Source organism: Burkholderia sp. Ax-1720 (assembly GCF_011753035.1).
GTDB lineage: Bacteria > Pseudomonadota > Gammaproteobacteria > Burkholderiales > Burkholderiaceae > Burkholderia > Burkholderia gladioli.
The window spans coordinates 17,432-28,366 of record NZ_VWWK01000086.1 but is presented as its reverse complement, the minus strand read 5'-3'; the positions used below and the strand labels follow the sequence as shown (position 1 = coordinate 28,366).

At 69.2% G+C, this 10,935-nt stretch carries 13 protein-coding genes and 1 pseudogene; 6 read left to right on the top strand and 8 right to left on the bottom strand.

The annotated features are described in order from the left end of the window. Positions 1-293, bottom strand: a 293-nt coding sequence (locus F3J18_RS22515) for a DUF3348 family protein (protein WP_166914301.1), incomplete at its 3' end; no start/stop codon positions are given. A gap of 201 nt (positions 294-494) precedes the next feature. Beyond that, entirely contained in the window at positions 495-923 is a 429-nt protein-coding gene (locus tag F3J18_RS22510) for a GNAT family N-acetyltransferase (RefSeq protein WP_025100242.1), read from the bottom strand. A gap of 341 nt (positions 924-1,264) precedes the next feature. On the opposite strand from F3J18_RS22510, the gene F3J18_RS22505 reads away from it, so the two are divergent. Next, positions 1,265-1,579 carry a DUF4148 domain-containing protein gene (locus F3J18_RS22505; protein ID WP_046582519.1) on the top strand — a complete coding sequence of 105 codons (315 nt, stop codon included), beginning with the start codon at positions 1,265-1,267 and terminating at the stop codon, positions 1,577-1,579. Between the two features lie 188 nt (positions 1,580-1,767). Then, on the top strand, positions 1,768-2,232 hold the full coding sequence (locus F3J18_RS22500; RefSeq protein WP_025100244.1) for a MarR family transcriptional regulator: 465 nt from the start codon (positions 1,768-1,770) through the stop codon (positions 2,230-2,232). A 297-nt stretch (positions 2,233-2,529) separates the two neighbouring features. Here F3J18_RS22500 and F3J18_RS22495 read toward each other — a convergent pair whose 3' ends face one another. The 3 genes from F3J18_RS22495 to F3J18_RS22485 form a co-directional block, all read right to left on the bottom strand. Continuing rightward, positions 2,530-2,961 (bottom strand): DUF4148 domain-containing protein, encoded by a 432-nt coding sequence (locus tag F3J18_RS22495; protein ID WP_025100245.1) that lies wholly within the window; start codon positions 2,959-2,961, stop codon positions 2,530-2,532. A 121-nt stretch (positions 2,962-3,082) separates the two neighbouring features. Next, entirely contained in the window at positions 3,083-3,499 is a 417-nt protein-coding gene (locus F3J18_RS22490; protein WP_166914299.1) for an organic hydroperoxide resistance protein, read from the bottom strand. 300 nt (positions 3,500-3,799) lie between these two features. Next, positions 3,800-4,573, bottom strand: a complete 774-nt coding sequence (locus tag F3J18_RS22485) for an alpha/beta hydrolase (RefSeq protein WP_166914297.1) — start codon at positions 4,571-4,573, stop codon at positions 3,800-3,802. Between the two features lie 180 nt (positions 4,574-4,753). On the opposite strand from F3J18_RS22485, the gene F3J18_RS22480 reads away from it, so the two are divergent. Continuing rightward, positions 4,754-6,199: an HD domain-containing phosphohydrolase gene (locus F3J18_RS22480; protein ID WP_166914295.1), complete on the top strand. Its 1,446-nt coding sequence runs from the start codon at positions 4,754-4,756 to the stop codon at positions 6,197-6,199. Positions 6,200-6,322: 123 nt separating this feature from the next. On the opposite strand, the gene F3J18_RS22475 is transcribed toward F3J18_RS22480, so the two are convergent. Both F3J18_RS22475 and F3J18_RS22470 read right to left on the bottom strand, forming a co-directional pair. Further along, entirely contained in the window at positions 6,323-7,810 is a 1,488-nt protein-coding gene (locus tag F3J18_RS22475) for a sodium:solute symporter (protein ID WP_025100249.1), read from the bottom strand. Beyond that, complete coding sequence (locus tag F3J18_RS22470) at positions 7,807-8,019, bottom strand: DUF3311 domain-containing protein (protein WP_013690491.1); 213 nt, start codon at positions 8,017-8,019, stop codon at positions 7,807-7,809. The genes F3J18_RS22475 and F3J18_RS22470 overlap by 4 nt, the downstream gene beginning before the upstream one ends. A gap of 485 nt (positions 8,020-8,504) precedes the next feature. On the opposite strand from F3J18_RS22470, the gene F3J18_RS22465 reads away from it, so the two are divergent. The 3 genes from F3J18_RS22465 to F3J18_RS22455 all read left to right on the top strand — a co-directional run bounded on the left by F3J18_RS22465 (position 8,505) and on the right by F3J18_RS22455 (position 10,574). After that, positions 8,505-9,548, top strand: a complete 1,044-nt coding sequence (locus F3J18_RS22465; RefSeq protein WP_166914293.1) for an alpha/beta hydrolase — start codon at positions 8,505-8,507, stop codon at positions 9,546-9,548. Positions 9,549-9,565: 17 nt separating this feature from the next. Then, positions 9,566-10,108, top strand: a complete 543-nt coding sequence (locus F3J18_RS22460; RefSeq protein WP_166914291.1) for a cytochrome P460 family protein — start codon at positions 9,566-9,568, stop codon at positions 10,106-10,108. A 229-nt stretch (positions 10,109-10,337) separates the two neighbouring features. Then, the gene (locus F3J18_RS22455; protein ID WP_166914290.1) at positions 10,338-10,574 is read left to right on the top strand and encodes a hypothetical protein; all 237 of its coding nucleotides are present in this window, start codon (positions 10,338-10,340) and stop codon (positions 10,572-10,574) included. A 78-nt stretch (positions 10,575-10,652) separates the two neighbouring features. Here F3J18_RS22455 and F3J18_RS22450 read toward each other — a convergent pair. Then, positions 10,653-10,874, bottom strand: a pseudogene (locus F3J18_RS22450) (AraC family transcriptional regulator); the annotation flags it as partial. Between the last annotated feature and the right edge of the window lie 61 nt (positions 10,875-10,935).

Genomic DNA, 10,935 nt, shown 5'->3' with positions numbered 1-10,935 from the left:
AGCTGGCGCGCGGGCGCGAGCAGCGCGTCGTTGGCAATCGCCTTCGACAGCGAGGAGCGCAGGCTCAGGCCGCGCGCGGCCTCGTCCTCGCCGTTGCCGCGCAGGCCGGCCACCACCGGCGCCGGCGCGGCCAGCACCGAGGAGAGCGCGATCGCGTCGGTCCAGGCCACCCACTGGCTGAGCCGATCGGCGAGCGGCTGCGCCGTGCGTTGCACGTCGGTGCCGCCGAGGCGGGTCAGGATGCGGACGAGGGCCGGCGCGTGCAGGGAGCTGCGCTGCGGGAGTGACGACATGCTGCGAACGTGAAAAAAAGGCAGCAGTTTACACAAGGGCGCGGGCCGGGTTGCTTTTTTGGCGAGCGGGGGCCGGATCGCGGGCGGGCGCGCACGCGCCGGGGCGTGTGCCGCGATGGCCGACCACTACGCTGCGGGCCTTGCCGGGCGGGGTTCCCGGCCCGGCGGCAGCCGGCCGTGGCGCCCGATTCGCGTGCCGGCTCAGAGCGGGCGCAGCGTCTTCTTCATGAACATTCGCGAGAAGCCCGGCGGATAGTCGGGCAGCTCGGCGAAGCATTGGTAACCGAGCCGCTCGTAGAACGGCCGCGCCTGGAATTCGAAGGTATCGAGCCAGGCCGCGTGGCAGCCGCGCGCGAGCGCCTCCTGTTCAGCCATCTGCATCAGGCGCGTGCCGACGCCGCCGCCGCGCGCGCTTTCCGGCACCACCAGCAACTGGATGGCCAGCCAGCCGTAGGCGGTCGAGGCCCACAGGCCGCCCGTGACTTCGCCGGCCGCGTCGCGCAAGGCCACCACCAGCGGGCGATTGCCGCTCGGGCCGCCGTTGCGGTCGTTGTAGGCCACCAGCGGGGCGGCGATCTGCTTGCGGACGGTTTCGTCCGCGACATCGGTCAACGTGTAGGTATAGGTCATGGTGTGTCGTCCGAATGGAGAAAACGGCGGGCACGGCCCTCGGGCCCGCGCGGGCGAACCGGCATGTATAGCGAGGTTTCGCGATCCCCGCAATGGCGGCGCGGGTTGCTCGGGGCGACGCATGGCGGCTGTGCCGTGCTCCCGGCACCCGGCAAGCATGGCGGCACGGTTTTGTACCGCGACGTATCCAGCGCGCGTCGCGAAACATCGGCATGCAAAAGCGGCCGGGCGCGGAAACAGACGGGATACGTGGGCGCGGTCTACTGACGGTACGCGATCAGCATCCCTGCGTACCGAAACCCGCAACCGAATGCCGTCCCATCGAACCCAGGAGAAACACCATGAAGCTTGCCCACGTCCTCGCCCTTGCCGCCCTCGCCACCGCCCCGGCGCTGTCCTTCGCCCAGACCAGCCAGCAAGGTCTCACGCGCGCCCAGGTCCGCGCCGAGCTGGTCCAGCTCGAACAGGCCGGCTACAACCCGGCCAGCGACCACACGCAATACCCGGCCAACATCCAGGCGGCCTTGTCGCGCATCGACGGCGCGGCCGATGTCGAGGCCCGCGCCCAGACGCGCCCGGCCGCCGGCGATGTGATGCAGATGCCCTCGGCGCGGCGCGACCAGGCCGAGATCGACGCGATCTACGCGCATTCCTGATGCGGGGCGCGCGCCGCCGTGCCGCCCGGCACGGCCCGGTGCCATCGACCGGCGATGTCGACGCCGAGCCCGCCCGGCTCGGCTTTCGCCGTTCGCCGTCGTTCCGCCCGCCGAAAACTTCGTCACGCGACTATATCGCATCCGATATATAATCCGCGCTTCGACACCATGCATCGACAGGGGCGCCCATGACCCGCAAGGACAAGGCCGAGCCGGCCATTCCGAAGCTCGCCGATTTTCTCTGCTTCGCCGTCTACTCGGCGAACCTGGCGTTCGGCAAGGCCTACAAGCCGGTGCTGGACGAGCTGGGGCTCACCTACACGCAGTACATCACGCTGGTGGCGGCCTCCGAGCAGGACGAGCAGACCGTCAGCCAGCTCGGCGAGAAGCTGTTCCTCGAGTCGAACACGCTCACGCCGATCCTGAAGAAGCTCGAGGCGATGGGCTACCTGCAACGGCAGCGCGCCGCGCACGACGAGCGCCAGGTGCTGGTCAGCCTGACTCGGAAGGGCTGGCGGCTGCGCGAGGACCTCGCCAGCGTGAGCCTGGTGGATGCCTGCGGGCTCACGCCGGAGGAGTTCGACAAGACCCAGAAGGCGGTGGTCACGCTGCGCGACAACCTGGTGAAGTCGGTGCGCGAAGGCGCGGAGTGAGGGGAGGGGGCGGCGCGCGACGTCGCGTGCGGGGAGCCGGGCTCGACTGCCGGCCCGCGAGTCGGATCCTTGAATCGAATCCATGACGACGGCGCCGCGTGCGCCGTTTTTTCGTGATCAGCGCGCGTCGCGCCGTTCCAGACGAAAGCGGCCCTGGCCTTGTGCCCACGACCGGGATCGGGAGCACAAGGCCAGGGCCGGCGAACATCGCGGGCACGAACGAGGTGGCGGCGCGACGGCGAGCCGGACAATCCTGCCCGAATGAACTCGCCGCCACGCGGCCGGTGCGCCACGCGCTCAATGCCCGTAGTACACCGAACGCTCCACCACGCGCGTGATCACCACGCGGCTGCCCGATTCGGCGATGGCCGGCATGTCGGCGCCGTAGCTGCTGGCGGCGGTGTCGTTCGAGGCCATCTTCATGTCCTGCACGCGCTTGAGCGCGGCCTGCACGTTGTCCGGGTAGTAGGGATCGTTGGGGCGGCTCGGCGAATAACCGGCGGCGACGATCTGCGCGAGTTCGGCGCGCACCTGGGCGCGCGTGAGCGGGCCGTTGCTTGCCTGGCGGGTGACGGCGGTATCGCTGCCGGGGCTGGCGAGCGGGGCGGCGGAGGCGGTGGCGACGCTGTCGCCGAAGCTGCCGGTGACCTGGCCGGCGGCCATGGCGGGTGCCGCGAGCGCGGCGGCGAATGCGACGAACAAGGCGGAAGCGGCGATGCGGTGTTTCATGGTGGACCTCAAATGTCGAAGGTTTGCGTAGTCGAGTGATACGGGCAGGGCTGGGTCTTGCCGGATTCGCGCGCGGCGGCGGCGGGCGAGGGCGCCGTGCCCGCCGCCGCGCGCGGGTCGATCAGAGCAGGTTCAGCGTGACGTCGATGTTGTTGCGGGTGGCCTTCGAATACGGGCAGACTTGGTGCGCCGCGTCGACCAGCGACTGCGCCACCGCGCGATCGAGGCCCGGCAGGCTGACGTTCAGGCGGGCCTGGATGAAGTACTGCTCGTCGCTGGTGCCGAGGTCGATCTCGGTATCGACCGACACGTCGGCCGGCACCCTGACGCCCTGGCTGCGCGCCACGGCCTGCATCGCGCCGATGAAGCAGGCCGACCAGCCGGCGGCCAGCAGTTGCTCCGGGTTGGTGCCGGCGCCGTTGCTGCCCGGGGGCGACAGGCGCACGTCCAGACGGCCGTCCGAGCTGCGCGAGGCGCCGTCGCGGCCGCCGGTGGTGTGGGTCTTGCCGGTGTACAGAACCTTGTCGATCTTGCTCATGGTGGTGCTCCTGATAATGGATGTCGGTGGTGTCGCGCATCGTCGCCGATATCAATCGGATGCGATGCGATCGTGCGATCAGTAATTCATGCCTTGCTGGACTCGAATCGTGCGGCCTGGCTTTCCTGCCCTGTCGCGCGGCTTCCCGCGTCCCGTTCGGCATGACGAGATTGGAACATCGGCACTTGTCCGCTTTGTTTCGCGGCGGGCCCGAATTGCATGTGCATGTATCGTCGATCGAGCCGGATACAGTGCGATACAAGCCGCCTGCCGGCGCGGCGCGCGGTGCCTGGCGCGGGCTTACTTGACGGCGGCCACCGCCTGCTCGATCACGCGCGCCACGTCGGCCGGACGCGAGCGCTGCGGCACGTGGCTGGTCGGCAGCTCGGTGACCTTCGCGCCGATCGCCTTGGCCATCGAGCGTTCCAGCGAGGGCGGAATCATCCGGTCGTGCTGGCTGACGATGTAGTACGAGGGCTTGTCGTGCCAGGCGGCGGTCGAGACCGCCTCGCCGAACGCGCTGCCCTTGATCGGGCCTTGGGTGGCGGCCATCACGCGCGCCTCGCGGGCCGGCACGTCCTGCGCGAAGTCCTCGGCCACCGCCTGCGCCGGCAGGCTCAGCCAGCCCTGGCTGTCGGCTTCCACGCGGGCGATGCCGGGCGACTGGGGCGCGTCCTTCGAGACGTCGGCCACCGATTGGCCCGCGTCGGGCGCGAAGGCCGCCACGTACACCAGGCTCGCCACCTTGTCGTCGCGGCCGGCTTCGGTGATCACGGTGCCGCCCCAGGAGTGGCCGACCAGCACCACCTTGCCCGGCTGCTTGTCGATCGCGCGCGTCGCGGCGGCCACGTCGTCGGCCAGCGAGTCGAGCGGGTTCTGCACCACGGTGACGTGGATGCCCTTGTCCTGCAGCAGCGGCACCACCTTGGCCCAGTCCGAGCCGTCGGCGAAGGCGCCGTGGACGATCACGACGGAGGCGGCGGGTTCGGCCGCGGCGGCGGCTGCTGAAAAGCCGGCCAGGCCAGTGGCGAGGCCGAAACCGGCGATCAGGGCTGCGATAGAATGGCGCTTCATGACGATCTCCTGGGTAAGTGGTGCGAGCCGCGATATCGGCTCGACTGGTAGCCAGTGTCGTCGTTGGCGCCTCGCGCCGGTATCGGTCGATCGACCGACCCGGTCGCCCGGGCCGCCGGGCAGTCCTCATGGCGCCGTTCGCGCCCCGATCCGAACCTTCCTCCCGCCATCCCGATCACGATGTCCGCAAGCACGGCAAGCCTCACCGACGCGATCCTCGCGCTGGCCTTCGTCGGCGACCTCAGCATGGGCCGCTCGACCGATCATTCGCGCCGCACCGCCTGCCTGGCCGGCTGGCTGGCCGCCGAGGCCGGCGCCGGCGCCGAGGCGCAGAACCATGCGCGCGCCGCCGCGATGCTGCGCTGGTCCGGCTGCACCGCCAACGCGAGCGGTTTCGCCGACCTGCTCGGCGACGACGTGGCCTCGCGCGAGGCGCTGATGGCGCAGCGCCTGCCGCCGATGAGCGCGCAGATGCATTCGCTGATCGTGCCGCTGGCGCTGATCCACTGCGAGATCTCCGGCGACATCGCGGTCACGCTCGGCATGCCGGCCGGGGTGGTGCTGACGCTGCGGCGCATCTTCGAGCGCCACGACGGCAAGGGCATGCCCGAGGGGCTCGACGGCGACGCGGTGCCGTCCACCGTCTATTTCGTTAATCTCGCCAGCGACCTGGAAATCCTCGCCCGCGCGCACGGCCGCGAAGCGGCGCTGGCCTATCTGCGCGCGCAGGGCGGCGCGAAGTATCCCGCCGCGCTGGCCGAGCTCTGCATCGCCCATGCCGAAGCCTGGCTCGACACGCTCGATGCCGGCGAACCCGACACCGCCGGCTGGCGCCTGGCCGACCAGCAGGACACGGCCGACGTGGCGCTGAGCCTGCTGGCCGACGTCACCGAGCTGAAGCTGCCCTGGCTGGCCGGGTATGCGCGCCGCGTGGCCAGCCTGGCCTCGCGCGCGGCGGCGCGGCTCGGCCTCGATGCCGCGATCGGCGCCGAGCTGGAGGCGGCCGCGCTGCTGCACGGCATCGGCCGCGCGGCGCTGCCGAACCGGCTCTGGGATACGCCGGGGCGCCTGTCGAGCGATCAATGGGAGCAGGTGCGGCTGGTGCCGTACTGGACCGCGCGCGCGGCGCAGCAGATCGGCGGCCTGCGCGGCGCGGCGGGGCTGGCCTCGCATGCCTACGAGCGGCTCGACGGCAGCGGCTATTTCCGCGGCCTGTCGGGCACGGCGCTGGACGTGCCGCAGCGCCTGCTGGCCGGCGCGGTGGCCTGCCAGGCGCTGCTCGACGCGCGGCCCTGGCGCGCCGCGCATTCGATCGACGCGGCGGCCGGCCTGCTGCAGGCCGAGGCCGCGGCCGGGCGCTTCGATCCCGAGGTGATCGCGGCCCTGGTGGAGACCGCGGGCGGCCCCGCGCCGGCGCCCAGGCGGCCCGTCACGCCGCTGCTGTCGCCGCGCGAGATCGAGGTGCTGCGCCAGATCAGCGGTGGCCTGAGCAACAAGGAAGCGGCGCGCGTGCTGGAGTTGAGCCCGAGCACGGTGCGCACGCATGTCGAGAGCATCTTCCGCAAGCTCGACTGCTCGACGCGCGCGGCCGCCACCCTCAAGGCGCTGACCACCGGGCTGCTGTAAAGCCAAAGGCGCCCGCATCCGAGCTGACGGATGCGGGCGCCTTTGCGCGGACAACTTCGAAAAAGGCCGGGCCGCCGGCCGCCACGCACAGGGGTTGCGCGGCGGCCGGCGGCCCGGCGCGCTTCAGGCGGCAGCCGCCTGGGCGCGCTTGGCCGGCGTCAGCGCCGACACCACCAGGGTCACGACGATGTTGATCGCCAGCGCGATCAGGCCGATGTAGAGCGTCCACGAGGCCGAGCCGAGGTGCAGCGTGTAGACCGGCTTCAAGCCCTGCGAGGCGGCCAGCGAGGTGCCGACCACGATCCCCACCAGCCAGCCCAGCAGCAGGCCCGTCGTGCTCAGGCGGCGCGTGTAGAGCGAGAACACCACGGCCGGCAGGATCTGCAGGATCCACATGCCGCCCAGCAGCTGCAGGTCGATCGCGTACTGCGTGGGCAGCACCACGATGAAGATCAGCGCACCGAACTTCACCAGCAGCGAGACCAGCTTGGCCGTCGAGGCCTCGCCGGCCGCCGACTGGTTCGGCGACACCAGCGGCCGCCACAGATTGCGCGTGAACAGGTTGGCCGCGCCGATCGACATGATCGCGGCCGGCACCAGCGCGCTGATCGCGATCGCGGCGGCGGCGAAGCCGACGAACCACGACGGGAACAGCGTGTGGAACAGGGCCGGCACCACGTCGGTGGGCGAGCTCACGTGGATGTCGGCGGCGATCGCCATGTAGCCGAGCAGGGCGATCAGGCCGAGCAGCAGCGTGTAGGCCGGCAGGAAGATCGCGTTCTTCTTGACGGTGGCCGCCGAGCCCGAGGCCAGCACGCCCGTCATGGTGTGCGGATACATGAAGGCGGCCAGTGCCGAGCCCAGCGCGAGCGAGGCGTAGGCGGTGAACTGCGTCGGCTTGAGCAGGATGCCGGTGGGCCCGCCCTTGGCCGCGAAGTGCGCGTCGGCCAGTTCGAACACGTGCGCGTAACCGCCGAGCTTCACCGGGATCAGGCAGACCGCCGCGATCACCACGATGTAGATCATGATGTCCTTCACGAAGGCGATCATCGCCGGCGCGCGCAGGCCGCTCGTATAGGTGTAGAGCGCGAGGATCAGGAAGGCGATCACCAGCGGCAGCTCGCCGCTCACGCCCAGGCCCTTGATCACCACCTGCATGCCCACCAGTTGCAGCGCGATGTAGGGCATGGTGGCGACGATGCCGGTGACGGCGATCGCGGCCGGCAGCAGCTTGCCGCCGAACTCGCCGTGCACGTAGTCGGCCGCCGTGATGTGGCCTTTCGCGTGCGCGATCTTCCAGAGCCGCGGCATCACCGCGAACACGAAGGGATAGACCACGATCGTGTAGGGCAGCGCGAAGAAGCCGTAGGCGCCCACCGCATAGACCAGGGCCGGGACCGCGATCACCGTGTAGGCGGTGTAGAAATCCCCGCCGACCAGGAACCAGGAGATCACGGTGCCGAACTGCCGGCCGCCGAGGCCCCATTCATGCAGTTGGGTGAGATCGCCGCGCTTCCAGCGCGCGGCCACGAAGCCGAGCACCGTGACCAGCGCGAAGAAGGCGATGAAGACGGTCATCGCGACCGGATCGATGGCGATGTTGCCGTTCATTTCTCACTCCGGTAGACGAGGTACAGCAGGACCGAGGTGACCGGCACCCACAGCAGTTGATACCAGTAGAACATCGGCAGGCCGGCGAAGGCGGGCTTGCCGTAGTTGTAGAACGGCAGCCACAGCAGGGCGGCATACGGAATCAGCAGCGCGACCCAGACCCATAGCGGTTTCCGTTTGCGTGCATCGTCTTGAGGGCTGTCAGCCATCGGTCTCTCCTCCAGGTGTGGTGGGCATTCGTAATCGATTTATTGCAGCGCCGCCGTGCCTTTGGCAAGGCGCCCCGGGCATGGCGCGCGGCGTGGCGGGCATGATTGTGAGCCATTCCGAAATAGCTTGCAGCAGGCAAACGATCATCTTCGCCGTGATCTCTCGTCATCCTGACTAAATGCTTTCAATTTGCTTTTGATGCTTACGACGTGTGCCGGATGCGGCCAGTGTAAGGGGCCCACGTGTATCCGGACGCGGCGATTTTGATTCGCTATGTGTCGTGTTCCGGCATGGACACACTGCGATACAAAGCGGCTTCCGGGCTCCGCTATAAATGCGGCCAGACGTTCGCTGCATCGCATCCGCCAAGGCGGAGCGGGCAGTCGGGCGGATCACTGGGGGGCGTGCCGCAAGGGAGGCGCGACTCATTCTGCAAAGACGAAACTCGCGTCATTCGCGCGATTCGCATCAAGGAGAACGGAACATGTCGGACAACGTCAACCTGCGGCGCCGTCGCATTCTCGGTACCACGCTGGCCAGCGTCAGCCTGGTCGATCTCGGCCTGAGCAGCCTGGCCCAGGCGCAGACGCCCGAGGCCGGCTCGGCCATGCGCGCCGGCGGCGGCAGCGCCGGCTTCTCCGATATCCAGCAGATCAAGGCCGGCGTGCTCGACGTCGGTTATGTCGACGTCGGCCCGAAGACGGGCCCGGTGGTGGTGCTGCTGCACGGCTGGCCCTACGACATCCATTCCTATGCCGAGGTGGCGCCGCGCCTGGTGGCGGCCGGCTACCGCGTGATCGTGCCGTACCTGCGCGGCTACGGCTCGACCCGCATCGTGTCCGCCGATACGCCGCGCAACGGCCAGCAGGTCGTGACGGCCGTCGACACCATCGCGCTGCTCGACGCGCTGAAGATCGACAAGGCCGTGTTCGGCGGCTACGACTGGGGCGCGCGCACCGCCGACATCATCGCGGCGCTGTGGCCCGAGCGCGTGGTCGCGCTGGTGTCGGTGAGCGGTTACCTGATCGGCAGCCAGGCGGCGAACAAGGCGCCGCTGCCGCCGCAAGCCGAGTTCCAGTGGTGGTACCAGTTCTACTTCGCGACCGAGCGCGGCGCGGCCGGCTACGCGGCCAACCGCGATGCCTTCAACAAGCTGATCTGGCAACTGGCCTCGCCCAAGTGGAACTTCGACGACGCCACCTATGCGCGCAGCGCCGCGTCCTTCCACAACGACGACCACGTCGCCGTGGTGATCTCGAACTACCGCTGGCGCCTCGGCCTCGAGCGCGGCGAGGCCAAGTACGACGCGCTGGAACAGCGCCTCGCGGCCGCTCCGTCGATCTCGGTGCCGACCATCACCATGGAAGGCGATGCCAATGGCGCGCCGCACCCGGCGCCGGCCGCCTACGCGAAGAAGTTCACGGGCAAGTATCGCCACCAGACGCTGAGCGGCGGCATCGGCCACAACCTGCCGCAGGAAGCGCCGCAGGCATTCGCCGAGGCGATCCTGCAAGTGACCAAGCTCTGATGGACGGAGGTGTGTCCATGTCCTTCGCTCGACTGACCTCCAGGCTCGCTGTCGGCGCCTGCCTGCTGTCGGCCTTCGCTGCCCAGGCGGCGCATGCCGACGAGCCGGCGAAACCGGCGGCGGCTTCGGCCTCGGCAGCCTCGGCCGCTTCGCCGATCTACGGCGTGACGATTCCGCCCGGCTACCGCAAGTGGGAGATGATCGCGCCGGCCGAGGAACCCGCGCCGCTCGACGAGCTGCGCGTGGTGCTCGGCAACCCGATCGCGGTGGCCGCGCTGCAGAAGTCGACGCTGCCGTTCCCCGACGGCACGATCCTCGTCAAGCTCGCCTACAAGCGCAAGCAATCGGAGGAATCGCCCACCGCGACGGTGGCCGGCAAGGCCACCACCGTGCAGGTGATGGTCAAGGATTCGAAGCGTTATGCCGCCACCGGCGGCTGGGGCTTCGGCCGCTTCATCAACGGCGTGCCGGTGGACGAGGCGCAGCACAAGACCTGCTTCGCCTGTCACCAGGCGCTGGTGAAGAACCACGACTACGTGTTCACGCGGCTCGCGCCCTGAAGGCCGGGCGCCGAGTCGAGTGAATTGAAAGCGATCCGAAAGTGTTTCGGATCGCTTTCCGTGTTGCTGGGTGTGGTTCGCGTCCTTGCAAGGGCCGGATCTGTAACAGGTTTGTCGCTTCGGTAAGCAAGGGCATCGCCGGTGGACCGTCGCCGGGTCGATCCGCACAATGCGCTTTCCATCGCGACTTGCGTGTCGCGATTCACACGCTCGAATACGGAGTTCGACCATGAAACGTCTGTTGATCACCCTCTCGTGTATCGGCCTGCTTGCGGCAGGCGCCAACGCGAACGCGAACGCGGCCGGCTGCCTGAAGGGCGCGGCGGTGGGCGGCGTGGCCGGGCATGTGGCCGGCCATCACGGCGTGGTGGGCGCGGCTGCCGGCTGCGCGATCGGCCATCACGAAGCCTCGAAGAAAGCCAAGCAGGAGAAGGCCGCGAGCGCGGCAGCCGCGTCGCATTCCTGATCGGGAGGCGGTTGCGGGTTGGTTGCGGGGGCATCGGAATGCGGTTTGGTGCCCCCGTGTCGTGTCTTGAGGGGGCGGTCACACCCAGAGTCGGTAGACCCGGAATGATTCGTCCTCGGCGAATCGCCGCGTGAATTCCTTGGGAGAGAAACCCGTCGTGCGTTTCACGGCACGGCTCAAATGCGCCTGGTCGGCGAAACCCTCGTCGTGGGCGATCGCTGCCCAATCCAATGGCTCGCCGGATTCGAATCGCGCGCGGGCACTGAAAAACAATACCTCGGTTTTGACGAGCGCCTGCCAGGCAAGCCGCTCGACCCAATGTCGGAAAGAGGCGGGTCCGGATAAGCGACGATGGTGATCG

Bases quoted from the DNA above. Each gene is read 5' to 3' on its own strand.
- F3J18_RS22510 (WP_025100242.1), bottom strand. From the start codon at position 923: ATGACCTATACCTACACGTTGACCGATGTCGCGGACGAAACCGTCCGC.
- F3J18_RS22505 (WP_046582519.1), top strand. From the start codon at position 1,265: ATGAAGCTTGCCCACGTCCTCGCCCTTGCCGCCCTCGCCACCGCCCCG.
- F3J18_RS22500 (WP_025100244.1), top strand. From the start codon at position 1,768: ATGACCCGCAAGGACAAGGCCGAGCCGGCCATTCCGAAGCTCGCCGAT.
- F3J18_RS22495 (WP_025100245.1), bottom strand. From the start codon at position 2,961: ATGAAACACCGCATCGCCGCTTCCGCCTTGTTCGTCGCATTCGCCGCC.
- F3J18_RS22490 (WP_166914299.1), bottom strand. From the start codon at position 3,499: ATGAGCAAGATCGACAAGGTTCTGTACACCGGCAAGACCCACACCACC.
- F3J18_RS22485 (WP_166914297.1), bottom strand. From the start codon at position 4,573: ATGAAGCGCCATTCTATCGCAGCCCTGATCGCCGGTTTCGGCCTCGCC.
- F3J18_RS22480 (WP_166914295.1), top strand. From the start codon at position 4,754: ATGTCCGCAAGCACGGCAAGCCTCACCGACGCGATCCTCGCGCTGGCC.
- F3J18_RS22475 (WP_025100249.1), bottom strand. From the start codon at position 7,810: ATGAACGGCAACATCGCCATCGATCCGGTCGCGATGACCGTCTTCATC.
- F3J18_RS22470 (WP_013690491.1), bottom strand. From the start codon at position 8,019: ATGGCTGACAGCCCTCAAGACGATGCACGCAAACGGAAACCGCTATGG.
- F3J18_RS22465 (WP_166914293.1), top strand. From the start codon at position 8,505: ATGTCGGACAACGTCAACCTGCGGCGCCGTCGCATTCTCGGTACCACG.
- F3J18_RS22460 (WP_166914291.1), top strand. From the start codon at position 9,566: ATGTCCTTCGCTCGACTGACCTCCAGGCTCGCTGTCGGCGCCTGCCTG.
- F3J18_RS22455 (WP_166914290.1), top strand. From the start codon at position 10,338: ATGAAACGTCTGTTGATCACCCTCTCGTGTATCGGCCTGCTTGCGGCA.